This is a genomic window from Amycolatopsis sp. NPDC005961, assembly GCF_040629235.1.
Taxonomy (GTDB): Bacteria; Actinomycetota; Actinomycetes; order Mycobacteriales; family Pseudonocardiaceae; genus Amycolatopsis; species Amycolatopsis camponoti.
In genome coordinates this window covers 1-15800 of sequence record NZ_JBEXVF010000045.1, presented here as the reverse complement: position 1 = coordinate 15800, position 15800 = coordinate 1, and the positions used below count along the sequence as shown (strand labels likewise).

The following is a 15800-nucleotide window of genomic DNA, read 5'->3' as shown; positions in this document are numbered from 1 at the left end:
CCGCCCGTGGCTAGCCTTAAGTCAAATCAGATTGCTTTAAGGAGAGCCGAGATGGCCCGGAAGATGACCAAGGACGAGCGCGAAGCGTTCCTCGCCCGGCCGCAGGTCGGCGTGCTCAGCGTGGCGGCCGAGCCCGGCCGGGCGCCGCTGACCACGCCGATCTGGTACCGCTACGAGCCGGGCGGCGACGTCGTCGTGATGACCTCGCCCGGCTCGCGCAAGTCCCGGCTGATCGAGGCGGCCGGCCGCTTCGCGCTGTGCGTCCAGCAGCAGGACGGCGTCTACAAGTACGCCTCGGTCGAAGGCCCGGTGGTGGAGTCGTGGCCGATGACGAAGGCGCAGCGGCACGAGATGGCCGCGCGCTACCTGCCCCCGGGCGTCAGCGAGGCGTACACCGACGCGACCGACGACACCCACGGGAGCAACATCGCGATCGTGATGCGCCCGGAGCGGTGGAACACGTCGGACTTCAGCGACCTCGCGGAGAAGCTGGCCTGATCACCAGCAGATGACGAGCACGCACGTCGTCTTCTTGGTCGGCGTGGGTGTCGGGGTGGGGGTCGGCGGAGGGCCCTGCGGCGGAGTCGAGGTCGAGGTGACCGAGCCGCTAGGGCCACCGCTGGTCGGCGTGGTGGTCGGCGTTGTCGAGCCCGTGCTGCTCTCGGTGGTCGGATCCGTGCCCGGCACCTCGGTGACGGTCTCCCGCGGGACGCCGACACCCGGGACGACGTCGCCGCCGCCGGTGCCGCCCTCCGGGGGCGAGTCCGTGGCCTGATCGGCGCCGCCCAGGCCGGTGGTGCGCTGGGGGAACGGGATGACCTGGATCTGGTCGACCGGGGACGCGTTGTCGGTGCCCTTGCCGCCGAGGCCGACCAGCACCGCCGCGGCGCCGCAGCCGATGACGACGGCGAGCATCACCGCCAGCACGCGCCAGCGCGACTGGCCCGGTGCCGAACGTTCGCCCCAGCCCTCGCGCACGAGCAGCTCGCCGACCGATATCTCGTCGTTCACCCCGGCAGACCCTCCCGAAAGGCCTCTCGGCCGACATATTGACCGTATTTTTACCGCACAAGCCCCCCAAAAGGGTGAGTTTTTGGCAAAAATTCGTCACGTAACGTTGGGTTTGACGGTGGGTGACATTCCACAGCGGATTCACAGCTGCGGTTCGGGAGACTCCCAGCATGACGGGCGAAGCTCGAACCATGCTGCTGAAAGCCGATCGGCCGGTCCCCCGGCTCGCCGTTCCGCGTCGCAGCCTGACGGCGTTCGCCAAGGCCGTCCCCCATCCGAAGGTGACCCCCTTCACGTTCGGTTACCTCGTTCTCCTGCTGGGCACGACGCTGCTGCTCAAGTTCGCCGACCCGGAGCTGGCGAACCGGCTGCTCCAGCTGTCCAGCACCGACGCCCACAACCTGTGGCGGCGGCCGCTGACCTCGCTGCTGACCAGCGCGATCTGGCTGTCCGACGAAGGCTGGCTCGCCTACGTCGTGATCTTCACGATCGCCGTCGCCCCGCTGGAACGCCGCTTCGGCGCCCGCCGCGCGGTGACCGTGTTCTTCTCCGGCCACGTGCTGGCCACGCTCGTCACCGAGCTGCCGGTGATGGCCCTGATCAGCGCCCGCGTCCTGCCGAACTCGGCCGGGCACTGGCTCGACATCGGCGTCAGCTACGGCTTCTTCACCACCGCCGGCGCCCTCGTCTTCCTGCTGCGCGGCCGGTCCCGGCTCGTCGCGCTGGCCGTCATGGAGGCGTTCATCGCGGCGATCTGGTTGAGCGACGACCCGCTGGCCCTCGACTCGGTCGTCACGCTGCTCGGCCACGCGGTCGCGGCGCACTTCGGGCTGCTGTTCTGGGGACCGCGGCTGCGTGGCGCAGCCGCAGGCCGGACCCGGATTCCGGCGGGTAGGCAGGGGCCGGAGTCGGTGGTGTAATCGACCGAGCCACACGCCGACTGCCGGGGGGACGACGCTCATGCAGGCAGGCTCCCTCGCCGCACTGGTCGAGCTGAGTCCGGACGCGATCTGCGTCCACGAGCACGGCGTCCTGACCTACGCCAACCGCGCGGCTCTCGAGACGTTCGCCGCGCGGTCGGCGGCCGAGGTCGTCGGCCGCCGGTTCACCGACTTCGTCGCGGAGGACTCGCGTGCCGCGGTGGTCGGGAAGCTCGCGCTGCTGACCGAGCCCGGCCAGGCGAGCGAGCCGGTCGAAGCCCTGATGTCCCGGCTGGACGGCAGCAAGTTCGCCGTCGAGACGGTGTCGGTGCACCTCGGCGGGGACGCCTACCAGGTCGTCATGCGGGACATCACGGCGAAGAAGGCGGCCGCGGACGCCCTTCGCTACCAGGCCGCGCTCGTGTCGCACGTCAGCGACGCGCTGATCGCGACCACCGGCGAAGGCGTCGTGACCAGCTGGAACCCGGCCGCCGAAGCCGTGTACGGCTGGACCGCGGCCGAAGCCGTCGGACGGCGGGCGAGCGAGCTGGTCGGCGCGCCGCTCGACCTGTGCGGCGGCGGGGTCACCGAAGCGCTGCACCGGCGACGGGACGGCGCTCCCCTGACGGTCCGCGTTTCGGCAGCTGAGATGAACGACGGGTACGTGCTCGTCTGCGCGGACGAAACCGCGCGGCGGCGGGCCGAGCAGAACTACCGCACGGTCGTCGCGTCCCTCGACGAAGGCGTGCTGGTGATGGGCCCGGGCGGGCTCATCGAAGCGGCGAACCCGGCGGCGTGCCGGATCATCGGCGTCACCGAAGCCGAGCTGGTCGGCGTCCCGTGCCACACGCTCGTGCTGTTCACCGAGGCCGGGCACTGGATCCCGCCGGACGAGACGCCGTCGGTGCAGACGCGGCGGACCGGCGTCTCGCACAACGGCCTGGTCGTGCGGCTGCGCCGGCCGGACGGCCGCGACGTCTGGGTGTCGCTGACCTCGCGGCTGCTCAACCCCGACGACCCGGCGGCGCTGGCCGTCGTCACGTCGTTCACCGACATCACCGAAACCCGCGCGATCAGCGCGCGGCTCGCCCACGACGCGACCCACGACCCGCTCACCCGGCTGGCCAACCGGACCCTGGTGCTCGACCGGCTCGACGGCACCGGACGCGGCGCGCTCACCGTGCTGTTCCTCGACCTGGACAAGTTCAAGGTCATCAACGACTCGCTCGGGCACTCGGTCGGCGACCAGGTGCTGCGGATCGTCGGCGAGCGCCTGCGCCGCTGCTCCGGCCGGGACGACCTGGTCGGGCGGCTCGGCGGCGACGAGTTCGTCGTCGTCACCGGCGAAGTCACCGAACCCGCCGAGGTCCGGGCGCTGGCCGAGCACCTGCGGGCCGCCCTGGCCGAGCCGATCGGCGTGCTCGGCCGTCAGCTGCACCTCGACGCCAGCATCGGTGTCGTGCTCGTCGGCAGTGCCGACCGCCGCAGCGCGGAGGACCTGCTGCGCGACGCCGACGTCGCGATGTACCAGGCCAAGACGCTCGGCCGGGGCCGGCACCACTTCTTCGACGTCGGCCTGCGCGAGCGGATGCAGCGGCGGCTGCGGATGGAGCAGGACCTGCGCGACGCGGTGCACGACGGCCAGCTCTGGCCCGCGTACCAGCCGGTCGTCGACCTGAAGACCGGCGACATGGTCGCGGTCGAGGCGCTGCTGCGCTGGACCCACCCCCGCCACGGCGCGATCTCGCCCGTGGAGTTCATCCCGCTCGCCGAAGAGAGCGACCTGATCAACGTGATCGGCAAGGAGATGCTCCGCGCGACGACGCGCGAGCTGGCCGCGCGCCGCCGTGACCAGGGTCTGGACCTCACGCTGAAGGTCAATCTTTCGACCCGCCAGCTCGACGACCCGCACCTGGTGCCCGCGGTGCAGGACGCGCTGGCCAACACCGGGCTGCCGGCCGGCGCGCTCTGCCTGGAGGTCACCGAAAGCGCGTTGATGCGCGACCAGGAAGCGGCCGCCGAAGTGCTGGCTTCCCTGCGCTCACTGGGTGTCCTGCTGGCGATCGACGACTTCGGCACCGGGTATTCGTCGCTCGCGCAGCTGCGCCGGCTGACGCTGGACACGCTCAAGATCGACCGCTCGTTCATCACCGGCATCGCCGAATCCCGCGACGCGGCGGCGATCGTCACGAGCATCATCGCGATGGCCCACGCCGTCGACCTGACGGTAATCGCCGAAGGAGTCGAGACCGCGGAGCAGGTGGACCTGCTGCGCTCGCTGGGCTGCGACCAGGCCCAGGGCTACCACCTCGGCCGCCCGGTCGCGGCGGCCGAGCTGTTCGGTCAGTAGCCGGCTTTCAGGCGCTCCAGCTCGTCCGGCGTCAGCTCGATGCCGAGGTCCTTGAGGGTGGCGTCGAGTTCGTCCGGCGCGATGACGGTGGTTTCGCTGCTGCCGTCGGGCTTTTCGACGGTCAGCTCGCGGCCCAGCAGCTTCCGGCTGACGCCCGGCTCGAGCGTCATGACCACCAGCCGCCCGGTGAACGGCGACTTCGGGTGCGTCGAGGTGTAGTGGTGGTAGACCTCGAAGTCGATCGGGTGCATGCCGTCGAGCCGGAAGTCGAGCAGGTCCTCGTCGCCCTTCTTCAGCGTCCACCAGCCGTTCCGCTCGGTCAGCCGGTGCGGCCAGCCGGCCTGGTCGGTCTCCTGGCCGTCGACGAGCGGCATCGGGGCGAGGATCCCGGCCCCGAACCCGACGTCGGCGTGAAAGCGGTTGCCGTCGGCTTCGACGACGAGCGTCATGTGGGTGTACGGCCCCGGCCGCCGCGGCTGGACGCGCGCGGCGAGCCGGTGGACGGTGTAGCCGAGCTGCTCGAGGACGGCGGCGAAGAGGCCACTCTGCTCGTAGCAGTAGCCGCCCCGCCGCCGTCCGACGAGCTTCGCGCTCACGACGTCGAGAGAAATCCCTTGGTGCTGCCCGAGAACGACGTCGACGTTCTCGAACGGGATCGCCCGGACGTGCGCGCGCACGAGGTCCCCGAGCGCTTCTTCGGACGGCGGCCGTCGTCGTTGCCCGATCCTGGTCAGGTAGGCGTCCAGGTCGACGGCGTCGGAGCCCCACTCGCTGGTCATGGGTTCAGCGTGCACCCTCGACCTTGCTGGAGGTCAACCTTCGTGGACGATCTTCCGCACCTCGACGGCGGTGTACTGCGCATCGGGAATCATCGCGGCCAGCTCGACAGCGCGCGCTTCGGTTGCGACGTCGACGATGTAGTAGCCACAGAGGAAGGCCTCCGACTCGACGAAGGCGCCGTCGCCGACGTCGGTCACGCCGTCCTTGACGCGGACGGTCTTGGTTTCGGACGCTTCGGCGAGCGCCTTGGTCTCGACCATTTCACCGGTGCCGGTGACGAGCTTGATGAAGTCGCCGTGGCCTTCGTAGACGCCGTTCTTCTGGTCGTCGGTGAGGGTGGCCCAGAGGGTCGGGTTCATGTGGAGGGTAAGGAGGTATCGCACGTCGGCTCCCCGGTATGGGCGGCGGCCCCGGATGGGCTGCCTTTCGCCGGGTGGTCGGCGCCGGCCGCAGCGTCCGGACACCGGCTTTCGGGGTTCACTCGTTCGGCCTAACAGCGGCTCAGGAGCAGGTACCGCTCATCGTCGATGTCCTTGCCCCACAAGGCGGGGTCGTCAAGCGGGCGGACGACTGTCTCCTGCCGGTGAGCTGCGACAAGGGTCCGGCATTCGTCCCGCGTGAGTCCGGCACCGGTGAACCACCGACCTTCGACGAGGACGAGCCGTCCCCCGGGATTGAGCAGCCCCACCCACTTCCCCAGGGCGGCGTCCGGATCGGGCAGGGCCCAGAGCACGTGCCGTACGAGGACGACGTCATAGGTCTGCGTGGTGGGAGGATCGGCCGCGTCGCCTTGCCGGAAATCGACGTCGATCCCGGCGGCTTTCGTCCTGGCGACGTCGAGCATGCGGGCCGAGAGGTCGATCCCGCAGACGTCATGGCCCGCTTCGGCGAGGAGCAAGGACAGGCTGCCGGTACCGCAGCCGAGATCGATGATCTTCGCTGGGGCGGCCGGGATCAGCGGGAGGAGAAGTTCTTTCCAGGCCGCGCGGACGACCGGGTCGCGGAGGCCGTGGTCGGGTTGGTCGTCGAAGGTCGCGGCTTCGGTGTCCCAGGGATTCGGCGTCACAGTGGGTCCTTCGGGGTGAGCCATCGATCCGTTTCCCGGAAGCGCCCGAGCCGGACCGCGTCGAACTCGTCGAGGTGAGCGCCGCGCTCGACGCCGAGTGCGCGCAGCGCTTGCGAAATCGGAGTTCCAGCGCCTTCCAGAACCCGGCGATGGCCGCTTCAAGGCAGTACACACCCGGATTCTCGTCGGAGCCGGAGCCTGGACGCGAACCGAGACGGCACCAAGCTGCCGACCTGGCCACGACTAAGGGTTGATGGTCCAGGAGAACGAGGTGGTGGCGGTCCGCTGATCGATGACGTCCTTCACCGTCCCGTTGACGGTGTAGAAACCGGCCACCGTCGTCGTGCCGCTGATGTTCCCGTAGGACGTGTAGGTCAGACCCGGCGGCAGGCCCGTGATCTTCCAGTCACAAATGTAGTTCTGGTGGTAGCAATAGAGCTGGACCGGAGTGACCGGGACGCCGGCGGTGCCGGTCTGGGGGCCGGGATTGCTGGCCGTAAGAGGCGGCTTCGGATCCGCCGGGCTGACGACGGCACTGGCCGCGTCACCGGTCGCGGCCGCGGCCTCCTGGGTCGCCGCCACCAACCCGCCGGACGACAGCACCAAGGCCGCCACGAACTACAGCGATCGCTGTAACCGATGCATTTCCCCTCCTGGATTCCGCTCCGCCAACGGCGACCAGCCGTTGATCAGCAACGTAGCGAGGGAAAGATCCGGATCGCCCCGAGACGTCTCTCATCGTGCGACCAGCGGCGGCCTACGGCGGTCACCCAAGGTCGACCAAGGCCACCCTAGGTCGACGACGGCCACGCCCAAGATCGGCCCAGACATGGAAAAAGCCGCCCTGACCTGAGTCAAGACGGCTTCTACAAGCGTGGCCAGGGCCGGGGTCGAACCGGCGACCTTCCGCTTTTCAGGTCTCGGGTAGTTCGTTCACGCCGGTTCGTCAGGCGCGTTGACGCAGGTCAGGGACGCGGCTGTACGTCCGTGAACTTGTACGGACCCTGACGACTGGAACCCAGTTTGGGCACCTCCGGCCCCCCTGCTCGGGGGCCAGCGACCGCACGACGCGAGGCACGCGCCGCACCACGCACCGGACGATAGAGTCGAGGACTATGGCCACACTCGTTGAGGACGCCGCACGGCTTGCGGAGCAGCTCGTTAGCCCGCTCGGGCGTCGCTGGTCGCATGTGCAAGCCGTGGCAGCACGCGCGGGCGAACTGACCGGCGCTGTGCGGCCGGATCAGGCGGAGCACCTCGTGGCGGCAGCGTGGCTCCACGACATCGGGTACGCACCCGAGATCGGCCTGACCAAGTTCCATCCTCTCGACGGCGCGCGCCACCTCCGAGACCTCGGCTGGCCGGCTGACGTCGTGAATCTCGTGGCACACCATTCCGGGGCTCGCTTCGAAGCGGCAGAGCGAGGGATGAGCGAGCAACTAGACGAATTTCCGTTCGCCGACAACCCGGTCTTAGACGCCTTAGTCACCGCGGATCTCACAACAGGGCCGGACGGTGAGCGTTTGACCTACGACGAACGAATTGCGGAAATCTTGAAGCGATATCCGGTCACCGACCCCGTTCATCGGACATGGGTTAAGGCCGCCCCTATCCTCAAAGAGGCAGTGCACCGCACAACGAGTCGACTGCCCGAAAGTCACCCCAAGTAGGGCGACGTTCGCGACGGGTCCAGTGCGTGATCAATCCGCAGTCTCATTGACGGGTGAATGTTCAGCGCGTCCAGCTCTTCCGGGGCGACCCATCGCACAGCCTTTGTTTCCGTGCCGTCTTCCCGAGGCTCACCGCCGATCCAGCGTCCTTCGAAGCACAACGAGAACTGCTGTCGGACCTCGCCGTCGTCGTACGCCATTACGTGGTTTGGGTCGGTGTAGGTGCCGATCAGGCGAACAACGTCAATGCGCAGTCCCGTCTCTTCCTGCACCTCCCGCACTGCCGTATCGGCGATCCGCTCCCCCGCATCGTGCCCACCGCCCGGCAGCGCCCATAGCCCGTTATCGATTTTGTGAATCAGGAGAATCCGCCCCGCGTCGTCGCGAATTGCTACAGTCACAGACGGAACGACGCTATTTGCGGCCGGCGCACGCGGGTCGTTGAAGTAGTCAATCCGACTCATGAGATCTCCGATGGTTCCTCGGGTACGCCAGCGGACCAGTTCCGCTCGAATGAACGCATGTAGTGCTGCCACATCTGACCATTTGGCTGTCGACGTAAATGCATGACCGGACTTTGACCGGCGAGGGCACCAAGGGTGTGACCGTTGACCAACAGGTCATCATCGAACCGGTAAAGTGAGTTGTACAGAATTTCACCGTGTGTTCGAACCTCGACGCCGTCAAGCTCTACAACGTCGGCAAGGTAGCGACGCATTAGCTGCACTCGCCCTTCCAGGCCCCCCGGTGTGCCCTCCTCGATCGCGCGCTGCTTGACCGCTTCCGCAGCCTCGTTTCCGACCAAAAGGCGGAATTGCACGCCCGCCGCGGCTTTCTCGCGGATCAGCGGGACCAGGTCGTACTGCTCGACCAGGAACGCCCCGGAGAAGACCAGCACATCCATTCGCTTCTTCACGCCGGCCAGCAACACCTCCCAGCCACGCCCCGTGATGGCCGACCGGGACGGATACAGGTGCACTAGCTCCGACTCGGTAGGCGCGGGCCGCGCGTCGGTCGCGAGAGAGGGCCAAAGATCCTGCTCGCGCCCGCCCAGTGCACCGACGATCCTGTGTCGAGTCTTGCGGTGAGGCACGACCTCGTTCCTGATCCACCGGTCCACCGTCTTCGGGTCCGCGTTGACCTTGGCGGCGAGATCTTCGACGGTCAGGTTGGCAGCCAAGATCGCTGTGCGCAGACGGTCGTTAGCCACTCGCCTCTCCTCCCGTCGGGACGTTTCTCAGACTTTTCTCAGGATGTCTCGCGGCACTGGGACGTCCCCAAAGATCTTCGGAAACGTGGTGCTGCCGTCCTCTGACCTGCGGTTCTCTTATGGCATGACAGCGCACCGGAACCCCAGCCCTCAACGCTCCCCCACCAACTTCTCCAAGGCGTCGACCCTTTTGCGTAGCTCGGCCAGCTCGCCGGCCATCGCACTCAACGGGTCGACCACCTCCGCCGGGATCTCGTTGACGAAAACGCCGACGGACGGCGTCGCCGTAAGCCACTTCTCGTCCTGTAGCAGCCGCAGCGCTTTCTGCGCTGTGCCCAGCGCAACGTCGTACTTGTCTGCCAGGACCCGGTTGCCGGGAAGCTTCTCCCCTGGCTTGAGAACACCTCGCCGGATGTCCGCCCGGATCTGTTCGGCCACTCGCTCGTAGGTAGCCATTGCCGCCGCGCTGCCGTCCATAGGGCAAGTCTAGCTAGACCGACTCAATCTGACCTACATCACCCGAACGACGTAGTGCCAACTGACACATACCGATCTAGATTGGTATGTGTCAGTAGGGCAACCGCAAGGAAGGGTCCAACCCAATGAGGTACGCACACCCCAGCCGCCGCCAGGTGGAGATGTCCGCCGAAGAACTGGACTTCGACGTGTTCGCCGACACCGGCAGCCTGGCTGCTGACGTCTCCCGCTTCGTGTCGGTGGATGAACTGGCCGACTGCCGCGATCTGCTGGCGCGGTTCGACACGGAGCTGAACACACAGCCGGGCACCGCCTGGACCGCGGACGGCGAGCTGGTGCCGCTGCGATTCGTGTCGGTGGACTTGCTCTCCGGTGCCGACCGCAGGAGCCGGGCGGAGCAGGCTCGGGCCGCCGCGTGGCTGGACGAGGTGGCCTGATGATTGACCGTCTGTTCGTCCCGGCAGTGTTCGCGGGTGTGCTGGCCACGATGCCGCCGGTGTCGGCGATCGCGGCAGACCGGGCGCACTGGCTGGACGTCGCCTACCGCACGATGCGCGCGGAGTTCCCCGGCCCGCACGGGCTGGAGGCGATGCGCCTGGCCCAGGTGTTCCGGGCCGAACTCGCCGACGTCGCCGCCGAACTCAACCCGGCCGCCTGATCACCACTGTTCTTCGCTCTCTGCGCAGTTTCCGCGCCTGATCCACAAATCTTCGGCATTCGTCCCGGGGCAGAGCTATGCCCGCTCCTGGTCGCGGATCGCCTGGCCTGAAAGGGATTCCGCTCATGTCTTGCACGCTGACTCAGGTGATCGCGGCCCGGCTGTCGGGCCTGGCCGACACGCTGACCCGCAACGCCGCGGTGCTGACCGGGGCGGGGCTGCCGGAGGTCGTGACGGGCGTGCGTGCCGCGGTGTACACCGACGTGGCCGCCCAGCTGCGCCTGTGGATCGAGACGGACCCGCAGACGGCCGGCAACCCCCTGAGCGTGGCGCTGACGGTCGACGACGCGGCGGCGGTGGCGGCTGGCGTGGCGGGGGAGTTCGAGGCGCTGGCCGGTCTGCTGGCGGCCAACGCCCGGCTGCTGGTCCGCCGCACTCGTGACCTGGTGATGCACCGCCGCGCCGGGGTCTATCGAGACGTGGCCGCCCAGCTGCGAATCCTGGCCGCTGACCAGCGCGAGGCCGCGGTGACGGCGGTCCCGCGGACCAGCCGGCCGCCGCTGTCGAACGCCGCGCCGCTGAGCCCGGTGGTGGTGAAGGCCGCGACCCGGGCGCCGCGGGTGCGGGCGGTGTTCCTTGAGTCGCTGGTGGCCGCGATCGCCGCCCGGCGACGCCAGCACTGGTCGGTCGCGCGGCTGACGCTGTGGCTGCGGACCAGCCTGCGGGACCCGCAGACCGACCTGGTGCACCCGTGCGCTCAGCGGTCGTTCGTCTCCTACGTCACCAGCCAGTTGGCCGGCCCCGGCGCCGTGCGCGCCGCCTGACCTCCCCGCCCGTCCGGCTCATCCACTGTGGAACTGGAGACCAGCATGGCCACGACCGACCACGCGGCACCGAGCACCACCACCGTCCCTCAGCACGTCAAGGACGCTCACGAGCAGGCCCGGGACGAGATCCGCCGGGCCGACACCAAGGCCCAGATCTTGCTTTCGCTGGTCGGTGCTGCCCTGGCCGGGGTGATCGCGCTGAGCCCCCGGGCCGCGTCGGTGCCCGCGGCGGTCGCGCTGTGGCTGGCGGCGGCACCGATCTTCGCGGCGGTGCTGGTGCTGCTGTCGGCCCTGCGGGCCCGGGTGAACAACATCCCGGTCCCGGGGACCTGGCTGGATGCCGCCCGCAACGGCCCCGCCGCGCTGCTGCACACCGACGTCGCCGCGTCGGCCGACCGGGTCGCCGACGACGTCGCGGTGCTGGGGCGGATCGCGGTGGGCAAGTACGCCCGAACCAACACCGCGATCCGTTTGCTGACCACCGGCCTGTGCCTGGCCCCGGTCGCGCTGCTGCTCGCCGCGACCACCTGACCTGAACCCGTTGCCCTGCAAAGGAGTTGTGCCCATGAGCGCCGCACTCGACACGCTGACCGGGCTGGACAAGCTCGCCGACGTCGCCCGCCAGGTCGTCCGCGACACCCCCGCGCCCGAACCGAGCGTCATCACGATCTACCCCAGCCAGAACGAGCTGACCTTCCAGCCGCCGCACCAGCGCGACCCGGTCGCGGCGCTGGGGACCTTGCTGGTGTGGACCCACCAGCTGACCGGCATCACCGGCAGGTGGACCCACACCGACGACCAGCAGTTGCACGTCAGCTTCGCCGGCCGCGGACCCGGCGGGGTCCGGATCCGGGTCTACGGCTCGATCCCGTTCGACTTCGCCCGTGGCTACGTGGCCCTCCGGGCCGGAGGCCGGGAGTCGGTTACTCCGGACGAGCTGTACCGGCTCGCCCTCGAAATCCGGAAAGGACAGTGACCATGAGCCTGCTCAGTTCGTTCGCGGCCAAACTGGCCGCCCGACTCGACGACCGCCACCCCGTCTTCTACGCCGCCGACGTGGTCCTGTTCGCCCCGGCCGACGGGGTGTGGCACGTGCTGCTGATCGAACGCGGCTGGCCCCCGCACCGCGGCCGGCTGGCCTTCCCCGGCGGCCACGTCGACCCGCACGAGACATCGGCGGAGGCGGCCCGGCGGGAAGCGGCGGAGGAAACCGGCCTGGACCTGACCGACGTCGCGCTGGACCGCATCGGCATCTACGACGCCCCCGGCCGGGACGCCCGCGGCCGGTACGTGTCGGTCGCCTACGGCGCCGCACTCGAGAACATGCCCGCGGTGGTCGCAGGAGACGACGCCCGGCTCGCGGCGTGGCTACCGCTACGGGTGGCGGCGCGGATCGCCGCCGGGGCCGGGTTCGCCTTCGACCACGCGGTGATGTTGCACGACGCGGCGGCCCGCTTCGGCCTGCCGATGGAGCCGGGCGTGGGCGGTGGGCGATGACGACCGCGACCCACCCGGCCACCGGCGTGCTGCTGGGACCGAACGTGAAACTCGCGCTGGAGCTGGTCTACGACACCGCCGACCCGTGGGCCGTGCGGTTCACCGTCGCCGGCCGGACATGGCTGTTCGCCCGGGACCTGCTCGCTTCGGGCTGCAACGAGCCGACCGGGGACGGCGACGTCGAAGTCCGCCCGGACACCGGCGGCGACGTCAGCCGCATGGTGATCACGCTGTCCTCGCCGACGGGGCTGGCGGAGGTCGCGGTGCCCCGCGGCGACGTCGAAAGCTTCCTGGACACCGCGGACTCGCTGGTGCCCGCCGGTCACGAGTACATCGACTGGGCGATCGAGTGGGCACGCCTCACAGGGCCCGCCGCCGCCTGACCTTCCAGTCTCATCCACTGTCCGGAAAGGACGTTTGTCGTGAGCGTGTTCGAGATCGCGAAGGAGCACGGATCGTGGCGGCTGGCCGGGTTCGCGCTGGCGGTGCTGCTGTTCTGCGCGCTGTCGCTGCTGCGGTGGCCGCTGCTGCTGGCCGCGCGGCTGCTGCTGGTCGTTCAGTCCGGGTTGGACGCCCGGATCACCGCAAGTTTCGTCGGAGCGGTTCCGGCGTCTCCGGAGACCGGGTGAAGGGAGAAACACGATGGCAGGCAAGACGTTGCGTCGCCGCGACCGCGGCGAGGTGACCGAGACCGGCGGCGGCCCGGTCGTCGACCGGGCGATCGCCCGGGTGGGGTGGTGGCTGCCGGAGACGGTGGTCGCCGGCGCGCTGGCCGGGCTGGTTCTGTGGGCCGGTATCGGCTGGCTGGTCTGGCCGATCGCCGCGGGGCTGCTGGTCCGGATCGGGTGGGAGTGGCCGGTCACCCGCCGGTCCGCCCGGCTCATCACCGCCTTGGCCGCGGCGATCGCCAGCTGGTGGCGCCGCCGCCAGGACCGGCGCGAGCGCACGGGGGCGGCAGACGTGACGGTGCGGGCCGGGCGCGAGCGGGACGAGGTTGCCTCGTGACCGCCTGCGCCCGCCGTACCGCCGTTCACCCGACACGCAGCGGAGGAGGTGAACACCCATGACGCTGTTGGGCAAGGTCGGCGGCGCGGCTGCTCTGTTCGTGGTCGCCGCGGTCGCTGTCGGCTACACCCGCGACGGTGGCCTGGACTTCGGTGACGGGGTCGGGCTGGCTGCCGATGCCGGGCCGGGAGTGGCCGACATTCCCGGCCCGTACCTGAGCCAGTACCGCGCGGCGGCCGGCACCTGCCCGGCTCTCGATTGGGCGCTGCTGGCCGCGATCGGGAAAGTCGAAACCGACCACGGGCGGCTCAAGGCCGCCGGGGTGCGCTCCGGGACGAACTTTGCCGGAGCGGCCGGGCCGATGCAGTTCCTGCCCGCCACCTTCGCGGGCGTCCGCCAGCGCCACCAGGGGATCGGGTCGGACATCTACGACCCGGCCGACGCGATCCCCGCGGCGGCGCACTACCTGTGCGACTCCGGCCTCGCAGCGGGGGATACCCGGCGGGCGATCTTCGCCTACAACCACGCCGGCTGGTACGTCGACAAGGTCCAGGACCAGGCCACCGCCTACCGCCGCGCCTGAGCCGCACCACCCTGCTCGTGGCCGGGCTCACCGGCCACACCCCCACCGCACCACGGCTTCACCCGCTCCGCCGCTCGACGGGCCGCGGGTGGCCCCGTGCTGCCCGCGGCCCGCGCTTCACCGGCACCACGTTCCCGTTTCACACCAACAACCCTGGAGGAAATCCCATGAGGATCATCGCGTTCGCTGCCGCCCTGGTTTCGGCGTGGCTGACCTGGGGCGCCAGCAGCCTGCACCAGAAGGACCCCGCCCACTACGGCCTCATCCTGCCGCTCGCGCTGGCCGTGGTCGCGGTGATGTTCCTGTTCGCGGGCGTCGTGTCCAAGACCAAGTCCGACGCCAAGGCCCGGCGCTGACCCAGCGCCGCCGATCACAGACAGGTAACGGGCGACTGGGGCACCGCCATGGCACCGCTGGGGCAGCAGGGCATTCCCACCGGTGCCAGCCGCCACGAAAATAGCTACAACGCTCGCTGGCCATCCCAACCGAATTCGGTTCCCCCGCTCGGCAATTGCTTTGCCACAAAAACAACCCTGGAGAAAACCATGTCGAAGTTCATCGCGTTCGTCGTCGCCGCCGTCACCGCCTGGCTCGCCTTCGGCGCGTTCAGCCTGCACCAGAAGGACCCCACCCACTACGGCACCACCCTGCCGCTCGCGCTGGGTGCGGTCGCGGTCGTGTCGCTGCTGTTCCTCTTCGCGGGCAAGGCCAAGACGAAGTCCTCCCGCTGAACCCCGCACCACCCCGCCGCAAGCCCCGGGTTCCGGGCGGCGCACACGATGCCCGCCCGGAACCCGGCACCACCCGTGCCCGCTGTCTACTCGCGACACCTCGGAGGACTGCCCGTGGACCGCCCGCCCCGCATCTACCCACTTCCGCAACCGGAGCACGACCCGCGGTTCACCATCGGCCTGGTGCTCGACGTCGCCGACGTCCTGGCCGCACACGGCTACCCGCCGCTGTCCGACGGCGGAGACGACCACGTCCATCTGCAACAGGCCCTGTTCCGGTTCCTCTACGTCCCAACCACCTGACCATCCCGAAAGGACTGATGCCGCTTGCGGATCATCATCGGCCTGATCGTGTTCATCACCCTGTGGGTGCTGTACCTGATCGGCTACCGCGTCACCGCGCCGCCGGACCCGGCGCCGCTGGCGCCCAGCACCAGCACGTGCCCGCCGCCGACCACGCTCGCCCCGACCGCCACCGCGACCCCGTCCGGCGGCGGTGCGGGCATGGTGGCCCACCCGACGCGCGGGTGGCCGTGCCCGGCGGTCACCTCGACCATGACCGTCACCGCCGTGCCCGCGGACCAGTGAGGCCCGGCCCGGACCTGCTCGGTCGGTGCCACTCACGTTCCGACTGACCACTGTGGACGCCCCCGCGCCTGCGCTTCGGGTTCGGGGGTGTCCGTTCCTGACCCTCAGACCGGGAAGGCCACCACCATGTTCGGTTTCGGCAAGAGGAAGCCCAAGCCCACCAGAAAGTCCACCGCGCGCAAAGCCGCGCCCAAGCGCGCAACCACCCGGAAGGCCACCGGCGCGAAGAAGGCCGCGGCGCCGCGGAAGACGCGGGCGCTGTGCGTGGTATGCCGGGAGCGCACCCAAACCAACACCACCCTGCGAATCTGCGGTCGACGGCGGTGCGCCGCCGAACTGCGGGCCCGCTCCCAGTGCAACACGCCCACCCCGAAGCCTGCCGCGCCGCGGCGGAGCCTCCCGCGGGCGCACTCCGCAGCGCAGCCTC

General features: G+C 69.7%; 27 protein-coding genes. 18 read left to right on the top strand and 9 right to left on the bottom strand.

Annotation, left to right across the window (positions count from 1 at the left end):
• Positions 1–51: 51 nt before the first annotated feature.
• On the top strand, positions 52–498 hold the full coding sequence (locus ABZ342_RS32150; protein WP_360480916.1) for a pyridoxamine 5'-phosphate oxidase family protein: 447 nt from the start codon (positions 52–54) through the stop codon (positions 496–498).
• Here the strand turns inward: ABZ342_RS32150 and ABZ342_RS32145 are convergent, their stop codons facing one another.
• On the bottom strand, positions 499–1011 hold the full coding sequence (locus tag ABZ342_RS32145) for a hypothetical protein (RefSeq protein ID WP_360480913.1): 513 nt from the start codon (positions 1009–1011) through the stop codon (positions 499–501).
• Positions 1012–1181: 170 nt separating this feature from the next.
• Here ABZ342_RS32145 and ABZ342_RS32140 point away from each other — a divergent pair, with 170 nt between their 5' ends.
• Together ABZ342_RS32140 and ABZ342_RS32135 are read left to right on the top strand one after the other, a co-directional pair.
• Positions 1182–1931: a rhomboid-like protein gene (locus tag ABZ342_RS32140; RefSeq protein ID WP_360480910.1), complete on the top strand. Its 750-nt coding sequence runs from the start codon at positions 1182–1184 to the stop codon at positions 1929–1931.
• Between the two features lie 40 nt (positions 1932–1971).
• Positions 1972–4281: an EAL domain-containing protein gene (locus tag ABZ342_RS32135; protein WP_360480907.1), complete on the top strand. Its 2310-nt coding sequence runs from the start codon at positions 1972–1974 to the stop codon at positions 4279–4281.
• On the opposite strand, the gene ABZ342_RS32130 is transcribed toward ABZ342_RS32135, so the two are convergent.
• The 4 genes from ABZ342_RS32130 to ABZ342_RS32115 all read right to left on the bottom strand — a co-directional run bounded on the left by ABZ342_RS32130 (position 4275) and on the right by ABZ342_RS32115 (position 6742).
• Entirely contained in the window at positions 4275–5060 is a 786-nt protein-coding gene (locus tag ABZ342_RS32130) for an arylamine N-acetyltransferase (RefSeq protein ID WP_360480904.1), read from the bottom strand. The two genes, ABZ342_RS32135 and ABZ342_RS32130, sit on opposite strands and share 7 nt — an antisense overlap.
• A 33-nt stretch (positions 5061–5093) precedes the next feature.
• Positions 5094–5444 carry a YciI family protein gene (locus ABZ342_RS32125; RefSeq protein WP_360480901.1) on the bottom strand — a complete coding sequence of 117 codons (351 nt, stop codon included), beginning with the start codon at positions 5442–5444 and terminating at the stop codon, positions 5094–5096.
• Between the two features lie 107 nt (positions 5445–5551).
• The gene (locus ABZ342_RS32120; protein WP_360480898.1) at positions 5552–6127 is read right to left on the bottom strand and encodes a class I SAM-dependent methyltransferase; all 576 of its coding nucleotides are present in this window, start codon (positions 6125–6127) and stop codon (positions 5552–5554) included.
• Between the two features lie 243 nt (positions 6128–6370).
• Positions 6371–6742: a hypothetical protein gene (locus tag ABZ342_RS32115; RefSeq protein WP_360480895.1), complete on the bottom strand. Its 372-nt coding sequence runs from the start codon at positions 6740–6742 to the stop codon at positions 6371–6373.
• A 500-nt stretch (positions 6743–7242) separates the two neighbouring features.
• Between ABZ342_RS32115 and ABZ342_RS32110 the strand changes: the two genes are divergently transcribed.
• Positions 7243–7797, top strand: coding sequence for an HD domain-containing protein (locus ABZ342_RS32110; protein ID WP_360480892.1), 555 nt, complete (start codon positions 7243–7245; stop codon positions 7795–7797).
• On the opposite strand, the gene ABZ342_RS32105 is transcribed toward ABZ342_RS32110, so the two are convergent.
• The 3 genes from ABZ342_RS32105 to ABZ342_RS32095 all read right to left on the bottom strand — a co-directional run bounded on the left by ABZ342_RS32105 (position 7785) and on the right by ABZ342_RS32095 (position 9484).
• Positions 7785–8261, bottom strand: coding sequence for an NUDIX domain-containing protein (locus ABZ342_RS32105; protein WP_360480889.1), 477 nt, complete (start codon positions 8259–8261; stop codon positions 7785–7787). The two genes, ABZ342_RS32110 and ABZ342_RS32105, sit on opposite strands and share 13 nt — an antisense overlap.
• The gene (locus tag ABZ342_RS32100; RefSeq protein WP_360480886.1) at positions 8258–9007 is read right to left on the bottom strand and encodes an XRE family transcriptional regulator; all 750 of its coding nucleotides are present in this window, start codon (positions 9005–9007) and stop codon (positions 8258–8260) included. Before ABZ342_RS32100 ends, ABZ342_RS32105 begins: the two co-directional genes overlap by 4 nt.
• A gap of 150 nt (positions 9008–9157) precedes the next feature.
• Complete coding sequence (locus ABZ342_RS32095) at positions 9158–9484, bottom strand: winged helix-turn-helix domain-containing protein (RefSeq protein WP_360480884.1); 327 nt, start codon at positions 9482–9484, stop codon at positions 9158–9160.
• A gap of 125 nt (positions 9485–9609) precedes the next feature.
• On the opposite strand from ABZ342_RS32095, the gene ABZ342_RS32090 reads away from it, so the two are divergent.
• The 14 genes from ABZ342_RS32090 to ABZ342_RS32025 all read left to right on the top strand — a co-directional run bounded on the left by ABZ342_RS32090 (position 9610) and on the right by ABZ342_RS32025 (position 15373).
• Entirely contained in the window at positions 9610–9921 is a 312-nt protein-coding gene (locus ABZ342_RS32090; RefSeq protein WP_360480881.1) for a hypothetical protein, read from the top strand.
• Positions 9921–10142 (top strand): hypothetical protein, encoded by a 222-nt coding sequence (locus tag ABZ342_RS32085; protein WP_360480878.1) that lies wholly within the window; start codon positions 9921–9923, stop codon positions 10140–10142. Before ABZ342_RS32090 ends, ABZ342_RS32085 begins: the two co-directional genes overlap by 1 nt.
• 125 nt (positions 10143–10267) lie before the next feature.
• Positions 10268–10966: a hypothetical protein gene (locus tag ABZ342_RS32080; protein WP_360480875.1), complete on the top strand. Its 699-nt coding sequence runs from the start codon at positions 10268–10270 to the stop codon at positions 10964–10966.
• A gap of 45 nt (positions 10967–11011) precedes the next feature.
• Positions 11012–11500 (top strand): hypothetical protein, encoded by a 489-nt coding sequence (locus tag ABZ342_RS32075; RefSeq protein WP_360480868.1) that lies wholly within the window; start codon positions 11012–11014, stop codon positions 11498–11500.
• A 34-nt stretch (positions 11501–11534) separates the two neighbouring features.
• Positions 11535–11945 (top strand): hypothetical protein, encoded by a 411-nt coding sequence (locus ABZ342_RS32070; RefSeq protein WP_360480865.1) that lies wholly within the window; start codon positions 11535–11537, stop codon positions 11943–11945.
• Positions 11946–11947: 2 nt separating this feature from the next.
• The gene (locus tag ABZ342_RS32065; protein WP_360480862.1) at positions 11948–12466 is read left to right on the top strand and encodes an NUDIX domain-containing protein; all 519 of its coding nucleotides are present in this window, start codon (positions 11948–11950) and stop codon (positions 12464–12466) included.
• Positions 12463–12849: an SsgA family sporulation/cell division regulator gene (locus tag ABZ342_RS32060; protein WP_360480859.1), complete on the top strand. Its 387-nt coding sequence runs from the start codon at positions 12463–12465 to the stop codon at positions 12847–12849. The genes ABZ342_RS32065 and ABZ342_RS32060 overlap by 4 nt, the downstream gene beginning before the upstream one ends.
• Positions 12850–12888: 39 nt before the next feature.
• Complete coding sequence (locus ABZ342_RS32055) at positions 12889–13095, top strand: hypothetical protein (RefSeq protein ID WP_360480856.1); 207 nt, start codon at positions 12889–12891, stop codon at positions 13093–13095.
• Positions 13096–13108: 13 nt separating this feature from the next.
• A complete protein-coding gene (locus tag ABZ342_RS32050; RefSeq protein ID WP_360480853.1) occupies positions 13109–13471 on the top strand; it encodes a hypothetical protein in 363 nt (120 codons plus the stop codon).
• Between the two features lie 58 nt (positions 13472–13529).
• Positions 13530–14054: a transglycosylase SLT domain-containing protein gene (locus tag ABZ342_RS32045; protein WP_360480850.1), complete on the top strand. Its 525-nt coding sequence runs from the start codon at positions 13530–13532 to the stop codon at positions 14052–14054.
• Between the two features lie 167 nt (positions 14055–14221).
• On the top strand, positions 14222–14410 hold the full coding sequence (locus ABZ342_RS32040) for a hypothetical protein (RefSeq protein WP_360480847.1): 189 nt from the start codon (positions 14222–14224) through the stop codon (positions 14408–14410).
• Positions 14411–14599: 189 nt separating this feature from the next.
• Complete coding sequence (locus tag ABZ342_RS32035) at positions 14600–14785, top strand: hypothetical protein (RefSeq protein ID WP_360480844.1); 186 nt, start codon at positions 14600–14602, stop codon at positions 14783–14785.
• Between the two features lie 114 nt (positions 14786–14899).
• Positions 14900–15088: a hypothetical protein gene (locus ABZ342_RS32030; RefSeq protein WP_360480841.1), complete on the top strand. Its 189-nt coding sequence runs from the start codon at positions 14900–14902 to the stop codon at positions 15086–15088.
• Positions 15089–15112: 24 nt separating this feature from the next.
• Positions 15113–15373: a hypothetical protein gene (locus tag ABZ342_RS32025; protein ID WP_360480838.1), complete on the top strand. Its 261-nt coding sequence runs from the start codon at positions 15113–15115 to the stop codon at positions 15371–15373.
• A 104-nt stretch (positions 15374–15477) separates the two neighbouring features.
• On the opposite strand, the gene ABZ342_RS32020 is transcribed toward ABZ342_RS32025, so the two are convergent.
• On the bottom strand, positions 15478–15800 hold a 323-nt coding region (locus ABZ342_RS32020; RefSeq protein WP_360480835.1), incomplete at its 5' end, for a hypothetical protein.